The sequence below is a fragment of the Streptomyces sp. NPDC031340 genome, assembly GCF_055569945.1.
The window spans coordinates 25,871-46,000 of sequence record NZ_JBVIIE010000023.1 but is presented as its reverse complement, the minus strand read 5'-3'; the positions used below and the strand labels follow the sequence as shown (position 1 = coordinate 46,000).

Annotated in this window: 15 protein-coding genes; 6 read left to right on the top strand and 9 right to left on the bottom strand. The window is 73.2% G+C overall.

Going from position 1 to position 20,130, the window contains the following annotated elements; genetic code table 11:
* The first annotated feature begins 56 nt into the window (after positions 1–56).
* Positions 57–803, top strand: a complete 747-nt coding sequence (locus tag ACZ5GT_RS19490) for an SAM-dependent methyltransferase (protein ID WP_469025421.1) — start codon at positions 57–59, stop codon at positions 801–803.
* A gap of 68 nt (positions 804–871) precedes the next feature.
* Here the strand turns inward: ACZ5GT_RS19490 and pstB are convergent, their stop codons facing one another.
* The 7 genes from pstB to pstC form a co-directional block, all read right to left on the bottom strand.
* Positions 872–1,765, bottom strand: coding sequence for a phosphate ABC transporter ATP-binding protein PstB (pstB, locus tag ACZ5GT_RS19485; RefSeq protein WP_469025418.1), 894 nt, complete (start codon positions 1,763–1,765; stop codon positions 872–874).
* 41 nt (positions 1,766–1,806) lie between these two features.
* Positions 1,807–2,715 carry a sortase gene (locus ACZ5GT_RS19480; protein ID WP_469025411.1) on the bottom strand — a complete coding sequence of 303 codons (909 nt, stop codon included), beginning with the start codon at positions 2,713–2,715 and terminating at the stop codon, positions 1,807–1,809.
* Positions 2,716–2,849: 134 nt separating this feature from the next.
* Positions 2,850–4,844 carry an Ig-like domain repeat protein gene (locus ACZ5GT_RS19475; RefSeq protein ID WP_469025405.1) on the bottom strand — a complete coding sequence of 665 codons (1,995 nt, stop codon included), beginning with the start codon at positions 4,842–4,844 and terminating at the stop codon, positions 2,850–2,852.
* A gap of 129 nt (positions 4,845–4,973) precedes the next feature.
* Positions 4,974–7,712: a hypothetical protein gene (locus ACZ5GT_RS19470; RefSeq protein ID WP_469025401.1), complete on the bottom strand. Its 2,739-nt coding sequence runs from the start codon at positions 7,710–7,712 to the stop codon at positions 4,974–4,976.
* The gene (locus ACZ5GT_RS19465; RefSeq protein WP_469025394.1) at positions 7,709–9,436 is read right to left on the bottom strand and encodes a phosphate ABC transporter substrate-binding protein PstS; all 1,728 of its coding nucleotides are present in this window, start codon (positions 9,434–9,436) and stop codon (positions 7,709–7,711) included. The genes ACZ5GT_RS19470 and ACZ5GT_RS19465 overlap by 4 nt, the downstream gene beginning before the upstream one ends.
* On the bottom strand, positions 9,436–10,776 hold the full coding sequence (gene pstA, locus ACZ5GT_RS19460; protein ID WP_469025388.1) for a phosphate ABC transporter permease PstA: 1,341 nt from the start codon (positions 10,774–10,776) through the stop codon (positions 9,436–9,438). The genes ACZ5GT_RS19465 and pstA overlap by 1 nt, the downstream gene beginning before the upstream one ends.
* Position 10,777: 1 nt before the next feature.
* Positions 10,778–11,794, bottom strand: a complete 1,017-nt coding sequence (pstC, locus tag ACZ5GT_RS19455; protein ID WP_469025385.1) for a phosphate ABC transporter permease subunit PstC — start codon at positions 11,792–11,794, stop codon at positions 10,778–10,780.
* 307 nt (positions 11,795–12,101) lie between these two features.
* On the opposite strand from pstC, the gene ACZ5GT_RS19450 reads away from it, so the two are divergent.
* Entirely contained in the window at positions 12,102–12,920 is an 819-nt protein-coding gene (locus tag ACZ5GT_RS19450; RefSeq protein ID WP_469025378.1) for an SAM-dependent methyltransferase, read from the top strand.
* Positions 12,921–13,087: 167 nt separating this feature from the next.
* Here the strand turns inward: ACZ5GT_RS19450 and ACZ5GT_RS19445 are convergent, their stop codons facing one another.
* Positions 13,088–14,698: a CocE/NonD family hydrolase gene (locus ACZ5GT_RS19445; RefSeq protein WP_469025757.1), complete on the bottom strand. Its 1,611-nt coding sequence runs from the start codon at positions 14,696–14,698 to the stop codon at positions 13,088–13,090.
* 176 nt (positions 14,699–14,874) lie between these two features.
* On the opposite strand from ACZ5GT_RS19445, the gene ACZ5GT_RS19440 reads away from it, so the two are divergent.
* Positions 14,875–15,591, top strand: coding sequence for a TetR/AcrR family transcriptional regulator C-terminal domain-containing protein (locus ACZ5GT_RS19440; RefSeq protein WP_469025371.1), 717 nt, complete (start codon positions 14,875–14,877; stop codon positions 15,589–15,591).
* 70 nt (positions 15,592–15,661) lie between these two features.
* Here ACZ5GT_RS19440 and ACZ5GT_RS19435 read toward each other — a convergent pair whose 3' ends face one another.
* A complete protein-coding gene (locus tag ACZ5GT_RS19435) occupies positions 15,662–16,051 on the bottom strand; it encodes an ArsR/SmtB family transcription factor (RefSeq protein ID WP_469025366.1) in 390 nt (129 codons plus the stop codon).
* A 133-nt stretch (positions 16,052–16,184) separates the two neighbouring features.
* On the opposite strand from ACZ5GT_RS19435, the gene ACZ5GT_RS19430 reads away from it, so the two are divergent.
* From ACZ5GT_RS19430 to ACZ5GT_RS19420, 3 genes are all read left to right on the top strand, one after another.
* On the top strand, positions 16,185–18,158 hold the full coding sequence (locus ACZ5GT_RS19430; protein WP_469025363.1) for a heavy metal translocating P-type ATPase: 1,974 nt from the start codon (positions 16,185–16,187) through the stop codon (positions 18,156–18,158).
* Positions 18,155–18,553, top strand: coding sequence for a (2Fe-2S) ferredoxin domain-containing protein (locus ACZ5GT_RS19425; RefSeq protein ID WP_469025360.1), 399 nt, complete (start codon positions 18,155–18,157; stop codon positions 18,551–18,553). Before ACZ5GT_RS19430 ends, ACZ5GT_RS19425 begins: the two co-directional genes overlap by 4 nt.
* 273 nt (positions 18,554–18,826) lie before the next feature.
* Positions 18,827–20,101, top strand: coding sequence for an MFS transporter (locus ACZ5GT_RS19420; RefSeq protein ID WP_469025355.1), 1,275 nt, complete (start codon positions 18,827–18,829; stop codon positions 20,099–20,101).
* Positions 20,102–20,130 lie beyond the last annotated feature (29 nt).

The window sequence follows — 20,130 nt, the reverse complement described above, 5'->3', positions numbered from 1 at the left end:
CGACGCGCCACCGATCGCTCCCCCCACCGCAAGGCATGACGGAAAGGAACCTGGTCATGGACCTTCCCCGCATCTTCACCGTCCGCGAGAGCGGCCACCGGATCCACAACCCGCTGACCGCCGCCAAGCTCGCCGCCTTGGGCGAAGCGCTCCGCCTCGCCCCCGGGACCCGGATGCTCGACCTGGCCAGCGGCTCGGGCGAGATGCTGTGCACCTGGGCGCGCGACCACGGGATCACCGGCACCGGGGTGGACATCAGCACGGTCTTCACCGAGCAGGCCCGGGCCCGCGCCGTCGAACTCGGCGTCGCCGACCGGGTCGAGTTCGTCCACGGTGACGCCGCCGGCCATGTCGCTGACCAGCCGGTCGACCTGGCCGCCTGTATCGGCGCCACATGGATCGGCAACGGAGTCGCCGGAACGGCCGAGCTGCTCGACCGCAGCCTCCGCCCCGGAGGCCTGATGCTGATCGGCGAGCCGTACTGGCGGCGGACCCCTCCGGACGAGGACACCGCCAAGGCCTGCCACGCCACCGGCGTCGCCGACTTCGTGCCCCTCCCGGACCTGATCGAGCAGTTCCAGGACCTCGGGTACGACGTCGTGGAGATGGTGCTGGCCGACCAGGACAGCTGGGACCGGTACGCCGCCGCCCAGTGGCTCAGCATGCGCCGCTGGCTCGACCTGAACCCGGACGACGAACTGGCCCCCGAGGTGCGGGAGGAACTCACCACCGAGCCCGCCCGCTACGCGCGCTCCACGCGTGAGTACCTCGGCTGGGGAGTCTTCGCGCTCATGAAGCGCTGACGCTCCCGTCCCGTGCGGGGCCCGGACGTCCCACCGTCCGGACCCCGCACGGGACATCTCCCACCGCGTCAGCCGAAGCGGCCCGCCACGTAGTCCGCGGTGCGGGTGTCCTGCGGGCCGGCGAAGATGCGGTCCGTGGGACCGTGCTCGACGATGCCGCCCGGGGTGCCCTGCTCGGCGAGGAAGAACGCGCACTGGCTGGAGACGCGGGCGGCCTGCTGCATGTTGTGCGTGACGATCACGATGGTCACCTCGCCGGCGAGTTCGTGGATCGTCTCCTCCACCCGGCGGGTGGAAGTGGGGTCCAGCGCCGAGCACGGTTCGTCCATGAGCAGCACCCTGGGTCGTACCGCCAGCGCGCGGGCGATGCACAGCCGCTGCTGCTGGCCGCCGGAGAGCGCGCCGCCCGGCTGGCGCAGGCGGTCGCGGACCTCCTTCCACAGACCGGCCCGGGTGAGCGACTCCTCCACCAGCTCGTCCTTCTCGCGGCGGTGCGCGCGGACGCCCGTCAGCTTCAGCCCGGCCACCACGTTGTCGTAGATCGACATCGCGGGGAACGGGTTCGGCTTCTGGAACACCATGCCGATCCGGCGGCGCGCGTCGGTCAGGCGGCGTCCGGGGCCGTAGATGTCCTCCCCCTCGAAGAGGACCTCGCCGCCGAACCGCGCCGCCGGGATCAGCTCGTGCATGCGGTTGAGCGTGCGCAGGAACGTCGACTTGCCGCAGCCGGACGGGCCGATCAGCGCGGTGACCTGCCCGGCGGGCATCGTCAGGGACACCCGGCTCAGCACCTGGTGGCTGCCGAACCAGGCCGACACGGCACGGGCTTCCAGGGCGGCGGGGGCGATGGCCGGCCCGCCGGCCGCGGAAGGCAGCACGGCGGTGTCGGCCAAGGCGTCTGCCTGGGCCTCGGCCGGGGTGTCGACGGGCGTGTCGATCGGAGTGCAGGTGGTGTCCGTCATCTCGGTACCTCGGTTCACGGCGGGGCTGGGCGGGCGGGCGGTCACAGCAGGTTCGGCAGGAGTTCGGTCGCGCGCGTGGCCACCTCGAGGCCCAGCACCGCGACGACCGGGGCGAAGACGATCCAGGTCTGCTGCCTGCCCCAGCGATGCCAGGCCCAGACGGCGGCCACGGCGGCGGCCAGCAGCGCCTGCAGCCACATCACCAGCGGCCACGGCACCCCCGCCGGGCGGGCCAGCGGCTGTTCGGACTCCGGCAGCGTGCCGGGGCGGATGACGGCGGCCGGGGTCTGGAAGGCCGCGGAGACCAGATCGGCGTCGACGCGCAGCACACCGCCCGGCATGAAGCGCGGACCGGTGGCCGTCACCAGCACCAGCCGGCCCTTGCCGGAGGCCGGTGCCGCGGGCGCCGGGTCGCCCGCCCGTCGTACGTCCAGCACCCGGTAGCGGGCCTTGCCCTGGCCGGTGACCACCGTGAGGGTGTCTCCGGCGGTGAGCCGCGCCAGGCGTCCGAACGGGCCGCCGTACGCCGCCGCGCGGCCCATCAGCACGCTGCTTCCGGCCTGTCCGGGCATCGGGGTGTCCCGGCGGTGTCCGGGGCCGCCGGTCAGGACGGTGGAGTCGGTGCCTTCGAAGACGACCTGCCGGACACCGATCGCGGGGATCTCGATCAGGGCGAGCGGGGTGCCGGGCGCCAGCAGTGCGCCCTGCGGGTCGGCCTGGGCCACCGGGGCGGTGCCCAGGGCGAGTTCGCCCCGCAGCCGGTCGAACGCGGCGTGCTGCGCGGAGCGTTCCTGGATCCCGCTGACCAGCAGCAGCTGAACGGTCATGCCGAGCAGCAGGGCGGCGACGCTGAGCAGGGCGCCCCGGGCGAGATGGCGGACGGCGGTGGCGGCCCGTACCCGTGGCCGTGCGGGGGACGATGTGAGCGTGGTCTGCACGGCGACCGTCACGGCGGCCCGCCTCCTTCGCTGAGCATGGCGATGCCGCCGGCTGCGGCGGTGTCGCGCGTTGTGGGGTTCGGATGGGGTTGGTGGGGGCGGGCGTGCCCGGGGGACCGCGGCACGGCGGTCCCCCGGGCGGGGTGTCAGGTGGACTTGACGGTGAAGTTCGCGCCGTTCTTGGCGGACACCGTCGAGGAGCCCGCGTAGGCGGCGTGCAGGGTGTGCGAGCCGCGGCTCAGCAGGGGCAGGGTGACGGCCACCTTGCCGCCGCTCAGGGTGCCGGTGGCGATCACCCGCGTGCCCTCGTAGATCCGCACCGTGCCGGTCGGCGTGGTGCCGGTCGCGGCGACCTTCACCGTGACCTTGGCGTGCGCGGTGTGGCTGACGGTGGTGGGCGCGGAGGTGGTGACGGTCGGCGTGGCCTTCGTGACCGTCAGGCTGACGCTCGTCCTCGAGCCGAGCAGCTTGCCGTTGCCGCCGTAGGAGACCGTCAGCGTGTGCGTGGCCACCTTGAGGTGGTTCGACAGGCTGACCGTCGCCTTGCCGGAGCTGTCCAGGGTGCCGGTGCCCAGCGTGGTGGAGCCCTCCTTCACGGTCACCGTGCCGGTCGGGACGACCCCGTGCGTGCCCGTGACGGTGACGGCGACCTTCGGGGCCTTGCCGTACGCGGTCTTGGGCGCGCTCGCCGTGGTGGTGCTGCCGTACTTGACGGTGCCGTTCCAGGAGGCGGCGGCGCCGGTGCCGTTGAGGTTGGCGGCCGAGACGGTGGCCGTGTAACCGCCGAGGGCCAGGTTGCCGAAGGTGTACGACTTCGTGGTGGCCGGGACGTCCTTGACGGCCGCCACGCTGCCGTCCGAACGGGTCAGCGTGAGCCGGTAGTCGGTCACCGGCAGCCCGGTGGCGGCGGGGGCCGTCCAGGTCAGCTTGACGCTCGCGTCGCCGAGGGTGGCCTTCAGGCCGGGCGCGGCCGGCGTCGAGGTGTCGATGCCCGACTCCTCCAGGCCGCCCAGCTTGGCGTGCTTGGCCACGCTGGTTGAGCCGTTGTACGACTCGTTCACGAAGCCGAAGGCGGCGATGACCTGCTCGGCGGCGTCGGAGGCCAGCTCGGCGGTGTGGCTGCCGCTGGTGACGAAGACGTCGTACAGGTCCTTGTCGAAGAAGATGCTGGTCGGGTCGATCGCCCGGCTCGGGACGACGTTGTAGACGTCGCGGCCGAAGGTGGAGTTCTCGTAGTAGGCGCTGACCGGCGAGAGCTTGCCGTTCACGGTCGTCACCGGGGTGGTGGCGCCGCTGTCGCCGGGCAGCTGCACCGCCGCCAGGTGGCCGCCCGCGGCGGCCGCGTCCTTGGTGTAGTCCGGGGCGACGCCGTTGACCTGCGCGATCCAGCTGCCGACGGAGAACGGCACCAGCGCGCCGTCCTCGGTCAGCGCGGCGTCGCCCTGGTTCTCCTGGACCGTCGGGACGTTCGGGGAGAGCGTCGCGTCGGTCAGGCCGATCGCCGACAGGAAGAACTTGCGGGTGCCCGAGCCGCTCTGCGGGATCTTCGGGTGCACGGTCTGGCCGCCGACCTGGGTCAGCGAACCGGAGTAGATGTCGTGCAGCTGGTCCACCGTCAGGGTGTCCAGAGCTGAGCCCTTCACCGCGACGCCCACCGCGTCCCGGGCGAACGGGATGTAGGTGAGGGCGGTGCCCGAGACGCTCGGGGTGCCGGAGGAGCGCGCGAAGTCGACCTGGCCCTTGATGGAGGCGCCGGCGGAGTCCGGGTACTTGTCGCCGGTCAGCGACTCGCTCAGGGCGAGGCGGCCCTTGCCGGAGCCGTTCGGGCGCAGGAAGGACGGGCCGCCCGAGCGGGTCTGGATCGACGAGGAGGTGGAGCCGGTGCCGGGCTCGATCGCGTCGTAGGAGGCGATGCCCGCGCCGTCCGCCGACTTCACGGCGGTGCCCGCGTAGCTCTTGCCGTTGACCGTGTCGCCGGCCAGCGCGTTCATCACGTCCTGCGTGGTGTCCGAGCCCACGCCGACGAGCTGACGGTACGTCCCCGCGGGGGTGGGGTCGGCGTACGCCGGGCTGGTGAGAACCAGGCCGCCGGACACCACGGCCGCGGCGACGAGCACCGCAGTGGAGCGCGTTGTGCGCATCGAGAGTCTCCTGAGGGTAGTGCGGAGTGAGCGAGGGGATCTGGCAGGGTGGTACGGGCCGTCCGCCCCGACTGCCTTTCGGGGCGGGCGGCCGTCTGTGGGGAGCGCGGGCCCTTCAGGGCCCGGTTCTCAGCCCCGGCCGGGCGGCAGCAGCCTCCGCAGCCGCTCCGGCAGGGTGAACTCCGGTACGAGCGTCACCGTGCGGCCGCCCGGCAGCGGCACCCGCAGCGGCAGTCGCGGCCGGCTGCCGCCCGCGAAGGGGGCGCCCACCCCGGCCGCCGCGCCGAGGGCGGCGCCGACCGGGACGGCGTAGCGCAGCGGGTTGGCCGGGTCCGCGGGCGTGTTGCCCGCGGCGGTGGTCTGCAGCGCCTTGCCGCCGTCGTACGACGCCCGCGTGCTCGGGGTGGCGCCGGCGCCGCCGCCCGGCGCGGACTCGGTGCCCGTGCCGCCGCCGGCCGCCGTGCCGCCGGTGCCGCTGCCGCCCGCGCCCGTGCCGAGGGTCTCGGAGCCGCTGCCGCTGCCGCCGCCCGCGGAGGGGGTGTCGTCCGTGGTCGTCGGCCCGGTGTAGTGCAGGAGCGCTTCGGCCGCGTGGGCCGTGCGGGTGCGGAAGGCCTGCGGCAGGGGCGCGTACCCGGCCGGCAGGCGGCCCGGGTCGGCGCCGCTGACCTGGCCGCCGCCCGCCGCGTACGTCAGCAGCGCCGCGTAGTCCTTGCGGGCGTCCGCCTTCAGCGAGCCGGGGCGGACGGCCGCGTACACCAGCTGGGCCAGCGGGTAGGCGCCCTTCGCCGTGGCGTTCGCCGGGGTGATCTCGGCGACGCCGGTGCCGGAGGCGCCCTTGGCCGCCTCGGTCAGCGAGCCGGCCGACGGGGCGACGAAGCGGCCCGCCGTGTTGCGCAGTTCGGCGGTCTGCAGGCCGTACCGGGCGGCGGAGGCCGCGTCGGTGACCGTGATCACGAACCGGGAACCGACCGTCTGCGGGCCGGTGCTCTTGTACGCGGGCGGGTTGGCCAGCGCGTCCCAGCTCGACTTCCACAGCGTGTCGGCGCGCCGGGTGTGCAGGGCGCCGGAGTGCATGTCCGCCACGTACGGGTGGAAGTCGGTCATGCACTGCTTCTGGTCGGCGGGCGCGTCGGTGCCCGGCGGGACCGTGCACCACGGGTCGCTCTTGGGGTAGTCGTCCGTGGCCGACGGGTCGAACGGGACGCCGGCCGGGTTCAGGTCCGCGTTGGTGCTGTAGTACGGGTTGACGCGCATCCCGTGGTCGTCGGAGACGCCGTCGAGGAACTGCCGGGCCTCCTTGTCGGCCATGATCCACCGCCACAGCGCGCGGGCGGTGTCGGTGTGGCCGAGCGAGGTGAGCAGGTCGGTGTCGGTGGCCGGGGTCTCGGCGACCGACAGGTACGCGAACTCCGGGTTCAGGTCGATGAATTCGGGGTCGCCGGCCAGCCCGGCGGGGTTGTTCTTCGCCCAGCCGTAGCCCTTGGCCGTGGTGTCGCCGACCACCGCTCCCCAGGGCGAGTTGCGGTACGACTCGGTGAGCAGCTTGGCGACCAGCCGCGGGGTGAGCTTGATCGACTCGACCTTGGTGCCCGCCAGCCTGCGGATGTCGTCCGGCGCCCCGGCCTTGGGTCTGCGTTCGATCGTGAATCCGATGACGGCGCCGGAGAGGGCGACCGGAGCGTACGTCGTCGTCCCGGACGGCGCGGTCGTGCCCGGGTCGGCGCCCAGCGCGCGGGTGGTGAGGGCGAGGCCGGAGCCGCCGTCGGCGGTCAGCCGGGCGCGGGTGTCCGGCTCACCGAGCTGCGTGTAGCCGTAGACCTTGCCGGCCGGGCACAGGGCGGCCTGCCAGCTGGTCATGGCGTCGGCGGCCAGTTCGCTGCCGAGGGTGGGCCGTTCCTTCGCGCCGAGCGCGCAGTTGGCGCCGACGGTGTTGAAGCCGAGCGGGATCGCGACGCGGTTCTTCCAGTTGGTGGAGGACACCGGGGAGCCCGCGTTGACCTGGCTGTGGTCGGCGTACGGCTTGCCGTCCAGGTCCAGACGGCCCTGCGGGACGATCACCAGCCAGCAGGAGCGCGGCTCGGTGACGCCGCCGCGGGTGACCGGCAGGCCGCAGCCCAGGTGCGGGGCCTCGTTGGCGGTCTGCACCTCGAAGTACTCCTGGCCGGTGCCGTCGGCGCCGGTGCGGGCGAAGTCGACCTCGTTGGTGGTGTTGCGGTTGAACAGCGCGTTGTTCTGCGTGCCGGTGGTGATGACCGTGCCGTCCACCGACTTGAACGGCACCTCGCCCGGCGCGCTGGGGTTGGCCGCGCCGTACCGGTCGTCCTGGCCGTAGTTGGTGGGGTCGGCGCTGTAGAAGACCTGGCGGGTGTCGTCCTGCCCGTTGCCGGGCCAGTTGCCGCGGTCGGTGGTCGGGGAGGCGCCGTACTGGCACTGGGTGCGCGGCGGGCCGGGGTTGGACGGGACGGTGCCGTCGTCGTCGCCCCAGCACTGCATGATCTGCACGAAGTCGGTGTCGAACAGGGTGCCCGCGAAGCTGGTCGGGGCGCCGCCCGTCCAGGACACCTTGACGGCCTGGCTGGTGAGGTGGGTGGTCTGGCTGACCGTGAACTTCATGTCCTTGAACTCGCCGCGGCCGGCGACGGTGACGGCGGAGCCCGTGGCGGCGCCGCCCGCGCCGAGCGGGGCCGCGGGCGCCGCCTGGGCGACCGCGAGCCCCGCCAGGGCGCCGGCCGCGGCACCGGCCACCAGGCGGACCAGGGCGTTGCGCAGGACGGGGGCGTTGCGTCGGGTCCGGGCGTCGGGCCGGACGGGGGCGTTGCGTCGGGCCAGAACGTTGCGCAGGCCCGAGGCGTGGCGCGGCAGTCTCATCGCCGGCCCCCGTCCTTGGCGTCGTCGTGGGAGCGGGCGCCGGCCAGCAGCCGCGACACGACGGACGGCAGCAGCACCAGCCCCAGCACCAGGAACGAGGCCAGCAGCATCAGCGTCTGGGTGCTCGTCCAGCCGCTCCGGCCGCTCACCGAGACCGGCTGGGCGAGAGCCACGGTGCCGCCCGCGCCCCCGGCGGAGCCGCTCGCGGTGCCGTCGGCGGCGACGGTCTGCCCGGTGTCGGGGTCGACGGCCGTCCCGGAGCCGCCGCCGGACGCGGCGCCCCCCGTACCGCCCCCGCCCGACGTGCCGCCGCCGCCCGTCGAGCCGCCGGACGCGGCGCCGCCCGTGCCGCCCGTGCCGCCGCCGGTCCCGGAACCGCCGGACGAGCCGCCCGAGGTGCCGCCGCCGGCCTTCGCTCCTCCGCTGCCGGTCGTGCAGGGCGCCGCGCCCTTCTTGTCGCACGCCGCGGGGTACGGCGCCTCCTCGGCGAGCTTGTTGCGGCCGGAGGCGGTGAAGGTGGGGTTGTTGCAGCCCTTGATGTTGACGTTCTGCGCCACCACGCCCGGGATCCGGCGGATCTGCTCGAAGCCCGCCTGCACCAGGTTGATCGGCAGCGGCGAGTAGCCGAGCTGGGGCGCCGCCTGCTGCCCCTGGCACATGAAGTAGTACGAGAACGCGCCCAGCGTCTTGCCCTTGGCCTTGGTGAAGGTGCCCTGCACCTTCAGCGGCAGGATCATGTACGAGTAGCTGGACAGCGGGTAGTTGCGCTTGTCGGTGTCGTTGTAGACGCCGTTCAGCTTCTGGGTGAGGTAGTCCGGTGAGTTCTTGTCGGTGTTGATCTTCGCCTTGAGCAGCGAGACGGCGACGTTCTGGGGGGTCGGCTCGGTGTAGTAGCCGGAGTGGTTCAGGACCTTGGCGACCGGGAAGTGCGCGTTGAGGGCGTAGGAGTAGTTGACGTAGCCGATCGCGCCCTCGCCGTAGTTCTGGGCGACGTAGCCCGCCACCCCGAGGTCGCCGGACTGGGCGATCATGCCGGGGACGGTCGGGTAGTACGAGGTCTGCCCGCAGGCCCCGGACCGGCCCACGCGCCCGCAGTACGCCTGCCACAGCTGCTTGTGCTGGTCGGCCATCCACGTCGTGAACTGGGCGGTGGAGCCGGAGCCGTCGGAGCGGACCACGGGCACGATGGCCCGGTGCGGCAGCTGCAGGCCGGGGTTGTCGGCCCGGATGGCCGCGTCGTCCCAGCTCTTGATCACGCCGGTGAAGATCTTGGTGACGACGTCGCCGGACAGCCGCAGGTTGGTGATCCGCTTGCCGCCGGCGGTCAGGTGGTACATGAAGACCGTGCCGCCGGCCACGATCGGCATGTAGGCGTACGACCCCGCGGCCGGCCGCTCGGCGGCCGAACCGTCCGTCGGGTTGGTCTGGAAGGGGATGTCGGAGACCGCGAAGTCCACGGTGCCGCTGAGGAACTGGCGGCGGCCGTCGGAGGAACCGGTGCCGGCGTAACTGATCCGCATGCCGTACTGGTTGACGGCCCGGCGCCACTCGTCGACGGCGTTCTCCGCCCAGGTGGAGCCCGCTCCGGCGATCGGCGTGTAACTCTCCGCCGCGGCCGGCGCCGCGGCGGGTCCGGCCAGCAGCCCGGCGATCACGCCGAGCATCGCGGCGAGGGCCGCCGCCGCCCGCAGGCGGCGGAGACGGGGGATGAGGTGGCTGAGCATCAGTCGGTCTCTCCGGTGTTCTCGCCGGGGGTGTCTTCGGGGCGGTCTTGGGTGACGGGGGATTTGGTGGCGTGGGTTCCGGTGCGCGTGTCCGGGCCGGCGTCCGCGGCGTCGTCGTCGAACAACGACAGCCGGGGGGCGTGCAGTTCGTCGAAGCGGGCGGCGGTGCGGCGCGAGGCGCGGGCGGTGCGGCGGGCCTGACGGCGGCTCTGGTGGCCCGGCCCGCGGCCGCCGATGACCCGGGCGACGGCGAACAGCACCAGCACCAGCACCATGAGCACCGCCGCCGCACCGAAGCCGCGGGCGATCATCGTCGGCTCCGGCGACTTGATGAAGGTGAACACCGCGAGCGGCAGCGAGAGCATCGGCCCCTGGGTGGGGTCGGCGTTGAGCGCGGCCGTGAAGCCCGCGGTGAGCAGGACGGGCGAGGTCTCGCCGATGCCGCGCGCGGTGCCGAGGATGACCGCGGTGGCGAGCCCGGAACGGGCCGTCGGCAGGATCACGTGCCACACGGTCCGCCAGCGCGGGGCGCCCAGCGCCTCGGCGGCCTCGGTCAGCGTGCCCGGTACCAGGCGCAGCACCACGTCCGCGGCCCGGATCACGATCGGCAGCATCATCACGCTGATCGCGAACGCCGCCGCCAGGCCGGACTTCTGCATGCCGAGGCCGAGGATCCAGGTGGCGTACACCATCAGGCCGGCCACGATCGACGGCAGCGCGGTCATCGCCTCGACGATGGTCCGTACGAACCGGGAGAACCGGCCGGGGATCTGGTTGAGGTAGACGGCGCAGGACAGGCCGAGCGGGACGGTGATCGCCAGGGCTATGGCGATCATGATGAGGGTGCCGAGCATCGCGTGGGCGATGCCGCCGCGGGTGAGCGGGTCGAGCGGGCCCGACGCCTGCATGTCCTGGGTGAAGAAGTTGGCGTGCGGCAGCGCGTCCCGGCCCCGCCAGGCGGTGAACCCGACGACGAGCACCAGCGCGGAGCACAGCACCAGGGCCGCCGTCCACAGCACGACGGTCATCACCCGGTCCCGGACCGCCTGTGCGTCCTCCTCCAGCCCGGTGAGCACCGCGTAGATCAGCAGGAAGCACAGATAGGCGGTGACGGCGAAGCCCAACGCACCAGAGAAGGGCGCTAGTTGCCCGAACAACAGTACGGCGGTGCACAGTCCCGAGGCGGCGGCGCCGCACAGCGACAGCACCCCGGACCGGGTGGGGCCGCCGATGCGGCGGGGCTCCTCGGGCGGGCCGGCGTCCGGGCCGGTTCCCGGGCCGGCGGCCGCCTCGGCCGGGGCCGCGACGGGGGCGGGGGCGGTCTCTTCCACGACAGTCATCTCATGCCTCGCTCTGCGCGCCGGACCGGGAGCGGGCCACGATGGAGGAGGCGGTGAAGTTGACCGCCAGGGTGAGCAGGAACAGCGCCAGGCCCGCCGCCATCAGCGCCGACATGCCGAAGGTGGACGCGTCGCCGTAGTGCAGGGCGATCAGCGAGGACACCGAGTTGGAGCCGGTCTGGAGGATGTGCGGCTGGATCACGAAGACCGGCGAGATGATCAGGTACACGGCGATCGTCTCGCCGAGGGCCCGGCCGAGGCCCAGCATCGTGCCGCCGATGACACCGCCCTTGCCGTACGGCAGGACGACCGCGCGGATCATGCCCCAGCGAGTGGCGCCCAGCGCGTACGCGCCTTCCCGCTCGCCGGCCGGGGCCTGCGCGAACACCTCCCGCATCACCGAGCACTGGATCGGCGCGACCATCAGCGCGACGACGATCCCGGCGACGAAGGTGGAAGCGGTGTAGACGCTGTCGGAGGCGAGCGGATCGCCGGACCGGGTGCCGTCCACCGTGAACAGGGGGAACCACCCGAACCAGTCGGACAGCCAGCGCGACAGCCCGATCACGTGCTGCTGCAGGAAGAACAGCCCCCACAGCCCGTACACCACGGACGGCACGGCCGCCATCAGGTCGACCATGGTCACCAGCGTGCGGCGCAGCCGGCGCGGGGCCACCTCGCAGATGAACAACGCCGTGCCGAGGGCCAGCGGCACGGAGAGGGCCACGGCCACCGCCGCGATGAGCAGGGTTCCGGTGAGCACCGCGGCGATGCCGAACCGGTGGACGTCCGGCTGCCATTCCGGGGTCGTGAGGAACGCCCACCCTCGCACCCGCAGCGCCTGACCGGCCCTCAGCAGCAGGAAGAGCCCGACGGCCGCCATGACGGCGAGAACAGCTACGCCGGTGGCCGTCAACTGAATCCGCAGGATCCGGTCACCGACACCCCGGCCGGTGTACAGCCGCCGTGGCTCGGACCTCCCGGATCTGTCGGACTCTTCTTCCTCAGCGGACTCCATGAAACGCACGCCCCTACAGATGAAACGACTCTCCCCGCACGGCACCGAGTGGCTGCCGCGCGAGGAGAGTCAATGGCCGAACCTTTTCGAACGGACCGTTCACATGTGGCTGAATCGCGAACATGTCATGTCTTCTCTGTGCGCCTTGTGTGGGCACGGCGCGTCCCCGGCCGCCGCGAGCCGACGGTGCCGTACGCGAGCGCGGTGGCGCGGCCGTGGGCCGGTGCCGGGTGAGGCTCGCTCGGGTCCGCGCCGAGGCTGCCGAAGCGGCAGCGGCCGGGCCGTGTCGTGGGGGAGGATGACCGCCATGACGGATGAAGGCTCCAGCATCGACCCCACCACCCCCAGCATCGCCCGTGTCTACGACTACCTGCTGGGCGGCAAGGACAACTACGCCGTGGACCGGGAGATCGGCGACGTCTTCACACGTGACCTACCGGGGTCGGTCGCCATCGCCTTCGCCAACCGGGCCGCCCTGATCCGCGCGATCGCGCAGATAGCCACGACCACCGGCGTGCGGCAGTTCGTCGACCTGGGCAGCGGCCTTCCCACCGCTGACAACGTTCACCAGGTCGCCCAGCGGCACGCCCCCGAGTCCCGGATCGTCTACGTCGACACCGACCCGCAAGTCCTGGTCCACGGGCGCGCGCTGCTGGAGCAGAACGACCGGACCCGGGTCGTCATGGCGGACGTCCGCAACCCCGCGGACGTCCGCGACCACCCCGACACCCTGGAACTGATCGACTTCGACAGCCCTGTCGCCGTCGTCTTCAGCGCCGTGCTCCACCACGTCAACGACGACGAGGACCCGGCGGGCATCGTCCGCTACTGGCGCGACCACGTGCCCTCCGGCAGCTACTTCTTCGTCAGCCACTTCCGCTCCGGCAACAACCCCGAGACGGAGGAGGCCGAGCGGGTGCTGCAGCGGACCTTCGGCCGCGGCCGTTGGCGCACGGACGCCGAGATCGCCGCCCTGCTGGAGGGCCTGGACATCCTCGAACCCGGGATCGTGCCCGCGCCGCTGTGGCGTCCCGACCCCGTCGACAGCCCGTGGGGCGACGGCGGCGAACGCGAACTCACCGTCTGGGAACAGCTCATCGTCGCCGCACTGGCCCGCAAGCCCTGACGAGGCCCCCGCCGCTCGGGCCTCGCCCCGCTACCGCGCTCCTGTCGCCGGCCGGCCGTCCGGGCTCCGGAGTCCGCCACTGGCCTGCGGCCTGCGGCCTGGAGCCTGCGGGAGCGAGCCGGGCCGGCTGCCCGGCGCGCCCGGCCGGTCCCCGGAGGGCTGAAGAATCACCCGGGCGTGATGGCGTGCGGGAGCGTCAACGCCGAGTCGGTGTGGAGCGTGACGCGCACCGGCGTGAAGGCGGTGGCGTCCACCGGCGATTCCCCGGTGCCGGGGTTGCGGGCGAAGCGGGGGTGGGCGCCGGCGCTGATCTGCCAGCGGATGCGGTGGCCGACGGCGAAGCGGTGCGCGCCGGCGCTCATCGGCACGGTGATCTGCGCGGGCGCGTGTCCGGCCGTCCGGATGCGGCCGAGCCCGTCGCAGACGTTGATGGAGCGGCCTTGTGCGTCCACGTCGCACAGGCGGGTGAAGACGTGGGTGTGCCCGGTGTCCGTGGAGATGCTCAGCCGTGCGGAGACCGGGCCGAGGATGTCCAGCGGCTCGGTCAGGGGTGGACCGGTGAACGTCAGGACGTCGTCCCGGGCTTCCAGGGCGCGGTTGTCGCGTGGGCCGGAGGTGCGGGAGAGCAGCGGGCCGCCGAACGACGGCGTGGGGTAGGCCGGGTCGTAGCGGAACGACGTCAGGGGCGCGGAGTCCGTGCCGGGCTGCCGGGTGAGGTGCCCGCCGGGAGCGGGATACCAGGAGGAGGTGGCGGCGGGCTCCGACGGCCAGTCGTCGAGGTCCCGCCAGACGTTCTCGCCGCCGACGTGCACGCGCACCGCGGTGGGACGCAGGCCGGAGGGGTCGGCGCACAGGTGGGCGCGCAGCCAGGCGAGGCTTTCCGTGAACACCTCCGGCCAACCGCGCTGCAGGGCGGAGGTGTGGGTCCAGGGGCCGACCAGCAGGGCGGTCTCACTCCCGGTCCGGCGCATCCGGTCGTACTGCTCGAAGGTCTGGTCGACCAGCACGTCGTGCCATCCGGTGATCAGGGCCGTGGGCACGTCGAGCCGCTCCGCCGACTCCGCCGTCGACGCGCCACGCCAGTAGGCGTCGTTGGCGTCCGGATGTGTCAGCACGTCGTCCAGCCAGCGCACTTCGCTCCCGAGCGCGGACGCGTACGCCCCGCGCAGGGGCCGCGCGGTGGTGATGTCGTGCAGGCGGCGCCGCAGGCGCAGTGTCGCCTTCACGAACGGGGCCAGGCCCCGGTGCTGGTAGGTCATGCCCACGCCCACGGCGAGGGCGTTCTCCAGGCGCAGCGCGCCGTCCGCGTGGAACAGGGCCCAGGGATCGTGCAGCCCCACTTGCACCACCATCGCCTTGAGTTCCGGCGGCGGGTCCAGAGCGAGGGCCCATTGCACGTAACCCAGGTAACTGGGGCCGACGGTGCCCAGCGTTCCGTCGAACCAGGGCTGCTCACGCAGCCAGGACACCGTGGCCCGGCCGTCGGCGGCCTCGTTGCGCCACAGGTCGAACGCGCCGCCCGAGCCGCCGGTGCCGCGGCAGCTCTGCAGAACCACGTGGAAGCCCTGTTCGGCGAAGAGGAGGCCGTACATGGGAGACCACGGCAGGCCTCGGCCATAGGGCGAGCGGACCAGGAGGGTCGGGAAGTCGCCCTCCGCACGCGGGAAGTAGTGGTCGGTGATCAATGGGCTGCCGTCGCCCGCCGGCACCGCCAGCCCCGGCTCCCATCCGACCTCGTGCCGTCTGGCCGGCAGACCCCGCCAGGTCGCCCTCGTCATCCGCGAGGACAGCGGCGGCTTTCCGGCGGGCGGTACCCAGACTCGTCCGGCCGCGGCTTCGGGCTTGCTCGATGACATCGTCCCCTCCTCTATTCCGTACGGTGTACGAGAATAGAGGATGCTTGGATGACCTTCACAGCGACCGCCTCCACGACCACAGGAAGGAGCGCGAGGCCGTGTCTCATGACGACGGGCCCGGCGCCGCGGGCGTCGACCCCGAACAGCTCTGGCTGCGCCCCGCAACGGCCCGCAGGGGGCGCAGGCCCACCTTCAGCCGGGAGGCGATCGTCGTGGCGGCCGTCGCTCTGGCGGACGTGGAGGGGCTCGAAGCGGTCACCATGCGACGGGTGGCCGCCGAGGTCGGAGCCGGCGTCATGTCGCTCTACAGCTATGCCCCTGACAAGGAGACGCTGCTGGAACTCATGGTCGACCACGTCAGCGGCGAGCTGACGGTCACGGACCCGCCCAGCGGCGACTGGCGTGCCGATCTGAAGGCCGTTGCCCACCTGCAGCGCGCCCACATGCTGCGTCACCCCTGGCTGCCCGCCGCCCTGTCCACCCGTCGGGTTCCGGGCCCCAACACGCTCGCGTTCCTGGAACACGCGCTCGCCGTCCTGCGGCCCACCGGGCTGGACGGTGCGGCGAAGCTGGAGGTCTTCGCCCAGCTCACCGCGTTCGTGGCCGGGTACGTCACCCACGAGATCGCACAGGCCGCGGTCTCACGCTTCCCGGACAGGGCGGCAGCGGAAGCCCGCTACCTTGCCGCTGTCGCGGCCGACGGCCGTCATCCGGAACTCGCCGAAGCCCTCTCCGCTCCTCGACGCTCCGTCACCCCCGAAGCGACCTTCACCCGCTTCCTGGGCCGCCTGATCGACGGTCTCGACACCGGCTGACACCACGCCCCTGGGACGCCATGGCTGTACCGCGTGCAGGCGGCGCGAGCCGGCAGGTGAAAGGGGGCGCTCAGCGGACGCCGGCTGCCTCGGCCGGAACGTCGGCCGGGGTGTCGCGCAGGCCGAGGCGCAGGTGCTCCACGTGGTAGAGGGCCTGCTCCAGCAGTTCGGCGACGTGGTTGTCGTAGAGGGCGTAGATGACCGAGCGTCCCCGGCGCTCGCCGGTGACCAGGCCGAGGTTGCGGAGCAGGCGCAGTTGGTGGGAGCAGGCGGACTGCTCCATGCCGACGGCGTCGGCGAGTTCCGTGGCGGCGCACGGGCCTTCCTGGAGGCGGGACAGGATGCGCAGCCGCGAGGGGGTGGCGAGGGCCTGGAGGGTGGCGGCCACGTCGGCGGCGCCCACGGTCTCCAGGCGCTCGCGCGCGGTGGCGGTGGTCTTGGCGTCAGCTCCGTGGCCCATGGCAGTCATCCTACGGAGCGCGGCCCGTCCATACATGAAAGGGTCTTCATGTGATCCTGTACGGTGAGGGGAGCGGCACCTCCTCCGGGCCGGCCGCAGCCTCGTCATGCCTTCTCGAAGGACTTCCGTTCCGATGATCTCCACCCTCGCCCCCGCCGACCGGACCGCGCCCCCACGAGACACGCGTACGCTCCGGCGCGGCACCCGCATCCTCGCCCTGCCCGAGGCGCGCTGGGCCGCCGCGGCCGCGGTCTGCTTCGTGCTCGCGCTGCCGGCCCAGCTGACCGGCGCACCGGCGTGGGTCTGGGGGCCGTTGTACGCGCTGACGTATGCGGCCGGTGGCTGGGAGCCGGGTCTGGCGGGCCTGCGGGCGCTGAGGGAGAAGACCCTCGACGTTGATCTGCTGATGGTCGTCGCCGCGCTCGGGGCGGCGGCGATCGGGCAGGTCATGGACGGCGCGCTGCTGATCGTCATCTTCGCCACGTCCGGCGCGCTGGAGGCGCTGGCCACGGCCAGGACCGCCGACTCCGTGCGCGGGCTGCTGGATCTCGCGCCCGCCACGGCGACCCGCTTCGGCGCGGACGGCGGCGAGGAGACCGTCCCCGTCCAGGAACTGTCCGTCGGCGACACCATCCTCGTGCGGCCCGGCGAACGCATCGGCGCCGACGGCCGCGTGATCGACGGAGCAGGCGACGTCGATCAGGCGACCATCACCGGCGAACCGCTGCCCGTCGCCAAGGAGAAGGGCGACGAGGTCTTCGCGGGCACCCTCAACGGCACCGGCGCCCTCAGCGTCCGCGTCGAGCGCGACGCCTCCGACACGGTGATCGCGCGGATCGTGCGGATGGTGCGGGAGGCGTCCGAGACCAAGGCGCCCACCCAGCTGTTCATCGAGAAGGTCGAACAGCGCTACTCGCTGGGCATGGTGGCCGTGACCCTCGCGGTGTTCCTGGTCCCGCTCGCCCTCGGCGCGGACCTCACCGACTCGCTGCTGCGCGCCATGACGTTCATGATCGTGGCGTCGCCCTGCGCGGTCGTGCTGGCGACCATGCCGCCCCTGCTGTCCGCCATCGCCAACGCCGGACGACACGGCGTTCTGGTCAAGTCGGCCGTCGTCATGGAGCGGCTCGGACAGATCGACGCGGTGGCGTTCGACAAGACCGGCACCCTCACCGAGGGCACCCCGACGGTCACCGACGTCCTGCCGCTGACCGGATCCGGTCTGGACGAGGACGGTTTGCTGGCCCTCGCGGCCGCCGCGGAACACCCGAGCGAGCATCCGCTGGCGCGCGCCGTCGTGGACGCCGCGCGCCGGCGCGGGCTCGCCCCGCCGGTCGCGGAGCACTTCGACTCCACACCCGGCGTCGGCGTGACCGCCACCGTCGGCGGACGCGTGGTCGCGGTCGGCGCGCCGGCCCGGCTGCTGAACGGAGCGACCGACGCGGACCGCGCGCGGGCGTCGGTCCTGGCCGGTGGAGTGGAGGACGACGGGCGCACGGCCGTGCTGGTCGCCGTGGCCGGTACGCCGGTCGGCGTGCTCGGCGTCGCGGACCGGCTGCGCCCCGACGCCGGCGCCACCGTCGCCTCCCTCACGTCCCTCGCCGGGACCGCGCCGGTGCTGTTGACCGGTGACAACCCGCGCGCCGCCGCCCGCCTCGCCGCCGAGGCCGGCATCGAGGACGTGCGCGCCGGACTGCTGCCGCAGCACAAGGTGCGCGCCGTCCGGGAGTTGACGGACACCGGCCGCAAGGTGATGGTGATCGGCGACGGCGTCAACGACGCCCCGGCGCTGGCGGCCGCCCACACCGGTGTGGCCATGGGCAGGGCAGGCTCCGACCTCGCCCTGGAGACCGCCGACGCGGTGATCGTCCGCGACGAACTGGCCACCGTGCCCGCCGTGATCTCCCTGTCCCGCAGGGCCCGCGGGCTCGTCGCGCAGAACCTGGTCGTCGCCGGTGTCTTCATCACGGGCCTGGCGGTCTGGGACCTCGTCGGCAACCTGCCGCTGCCGCTCGGCGTCGCGGGCCACGAGGGCTCCACCGTCATCGTCGGCCTCAACGGGCTGCGACTGCTGCGCGAGTCGGCCTGGAAGCGGGCCGCCGGATGAGCCGCCGCAAGGTCCCCGCCCAGGCGGCGGCACCCCGGTGCACGGTCACCGTGTGCCGGGGCTGCTGCTGCGGCACGGCCAAGATCCCCGGCGTCGACCACGCCGCCCAACTCGCCTCACTGAAGGCCGAGTTGGGGCGGGTCGCCCAGGTCAGGGCGGTGAACTGCCTTGATGCCTGCGAACAGGCCAACGTCATCGTCGTACAGCCGTCCCCGGCCGGGCGGGCCGCGGGCGGCCGGCCGGTCTGGCTCGGACTGGTCAACGACCCCGACGCGACGGCCGACATCGTGACCTGGGTCAGGGCCGGAGGTCCGGGGCTCGCCGATCCGCCGATGATCCTCGACCTGTACGAGTTCGGTCCGTCCCGGCGTGTACGGCGCTCGGTGGAGGACTGAAGCGCCGGGGACGGCGGCGCCCCGGCCTCCGAGACCGGCGGGACGACCCCGAGGGCGTGGTCGCGCCGGATGCGGCATGACGTAGATCACTGCGCGCGAGGCCCGATCTTGGAATGTGCGGCCTGCCCTCACTGCTGCACTCCTGGGGGCTTTCCCTGCCCCGGGGTGGGCCGGGCAATGGTGCGCGGCGCGGCAGGCCACAGGATCCGGAAGGTTCGGTCCGTTCTGCCGTCCTGCTCCTGTACCGCGCTCTTCGAAAGGTTCTCCCGCACCATGCCTCTGGCTCTGTTGGCGCTGGCTGTCGTCGCCTTCGGTATCGGCACGACCGAGTTCGTCACGATGGGGCTGCTGCCCCAGATCGCCGACGGAGTCGGCGTGTCCGTGCCGCACGCCGGCAACCTCGTGTCGGCCTACGCGCTCGGTGTCGTGGTCGGCGCTCCCGTGCTGACGGGCATCGGCGCGCGGCTGCCCCACAAACGGCTGTTGCTGCTGCTGTCCGGGCTCTTCGTGGTCGGCAACGTCGCGTCCGCGCTGGCTCCCGGCTTCGCCCTGCTGTTCGCCGCGCGGTTCCTGGCGGGGCTGCCGCACGGCGCTCTGTTCGGCGTGGGCGCCGTCGTCGCCTCTCGGCTCGTCGCCCCCGAACGGGCCGCGCGCGCCGTCTCGAAGATGTTCCTGGGACTCACCGTCGCCAACATCGTCGGGGTCCCCGCCGGCACCGCCCTCGGCCAGCAGCTGGGCTGGCGGTCCGCCTACGCCGCGGTCGCCGTCATCGGCCTCCTCGCGCTCGCCTCGCTGGCCCGCTTCGTCCCGCACCAGCCACGCGGCCGGCAGTCCGGCATCCGGCACGAGCTGCGGGCCATGGGCAACCGGCAGGTCGTGATCGGCCTGGCCACGGCCGTGGTGGGCTTCGGTGGATTCTTCGCCGTCTACAGCTACCTGGTGCCGATGCTGACCCGTCTCACGGGCATCTCCGACTCCTCGACCACGCTGGTCCTCGCGCTCTACGGCGTCGGCATGACGCTCGGCACCCTGACCGCCGGCCCGCTCACGGACCGCGCGCTGCGGCCGACGCTGTACGGGGGCCTGATCGCGCTCGCCGCGGCGCTCGTGACGTTCTACTTCACCGTGCACAGCACCGTGCCTGCCCTGGTGACGATCACCTTCATCGGCGCGATGGGCGCCTTCATCACCACCCCGGTCCAGATGCTGATCATGGCCAAGGCGAAGAACGCCCCCACGACGGCGGCGGCCTCCAACCACTCCGCCTTCAACCTGGCCAACGCGGGGGGCGCCTGGCTGGGCGGCCTGGCCATCTCGGCGGGCTGGGGCTGGGCCTCGCCCGCCCTGGTCGGCGCCGCTCTGGCCGTGGCGGGCCTCGGTCTCGCCGCCGTGGGAGGCGTCCTCGACCGCGGCAGCCGCGACTCAGACGTGATCATCGTGTCCGGCGCCGAGGCCCCGGCCGGCACCGGACACGCCGCGACCGGGCAGCCGGTGAGCGACGCCACGGGTGCCTCCCGGGCGTCGGCGGCTGCCGGGGAGCTGGGATAGCACGGCACTGCCGAGCGCACGCCCCGGCG

What these genes read in the sequence shown, in the direction of transcription:
- ACZ5GT_RS19430 (WP_469025363.1), top strand. Translation starts at nt 16,185, where the DNA reads ATGATCTCCACCCTCGCCCCCGCCGACCGGACCGCGCCCCCACGAGAC.
- ACZ5GT_RS19470 (WP_469025401.1), bottom strand. Translation starts at nt 7,712, where the DNA reads ATGAGACTGCCGCGCCACGCCTCGGGCCTGCGCAACGTTCTGGCCCGA.
- ACZ5GT_RS19420 (WP_469025355.1), top strand. Translation starts at nt 18,827, where the DNA reads ATGCCTCTGGCTCTGTTGGCGCTGGCTGTCGTCGCCTTCGGTATCGGC.
- ACZ5GT_RS19425 (WP_469025360.1), top strand. Translation starts at nt 18,155, where the DNA reads ATGAGCCGCCGCAAGGTCCCCGCCCAGGCGGCGGCACCCCGGTGCACG.
- ACZ5GT_RS19445 (WP_469025757.1), bottom strand. Translation starts at nt 14,698, where the DNA reads ATGACGAGGGCGACCTGGCGGGGTCTGCCGGCCAGACGGCACGAGGTC.
- ACZ5GT_RS19450 (WP_469025378.1), top strand. Translation starts at nt 12,102, where the DNA reads ATGACGGATGAAGGCTCCAGCATCGACCCCACCACCCCCAGCATCGCC.
- pstA (WP_469025388.1), bottom strand. Translation starts at nt 10,776, where the DNA reads ATGACTGTCGTGGAAGAGACCGCCCCCGCCCCCGTCGCGGCCCCGGCC.
- pstC (WP_469025385.1), bottom strand. Translation starts at nt 11,794, where the DNA reads ATGGAGTCCGCTGAGGAAGAAGAGTCCGACAGATCCGGGAGGTCCGAG.
- ACZ5GT_RS19435 (WP_469025366.1), bottom strand. Translation starts at nt 16,051, where the DNA reads ATGGGCCACGGAGCTGACGCCAAGACCACCGCCACCGCGCGCGAGCGC.
- pstB (WP_469025418.1), bottom strand. Translation starts at nt 1,765, where the DNA reads ATGACGGACACCACCTGCACTCCGATCGACACGCCCGTCGACACCCCG.
- ACZ5GT_RS19465 (WP_469025394.1), bottom strand. Translation starts at nt 9,436, where the DNA reads ATGCTCAGCCACCTCATCCCCCGTCTCCGCCGCCTGCGGGCGGCGGCG.
- ACZ5GT_RS19490 (WP_469025421.1), top strand. Translation starts at nt 57, where the DNA reads ATGGACCTTCCCCGCATCTTCACCGTCCGCGAGAGCGGCCACCGGATC.
- ACZ5GT_RS19475 (WP_469025405.1), bottom strand. Translation starts at nt 4,844, where the DNA reads ATGCGCACAACGCGCTCCACTGCGGTGCTCGTCGCCGCGGCCGTGGTG.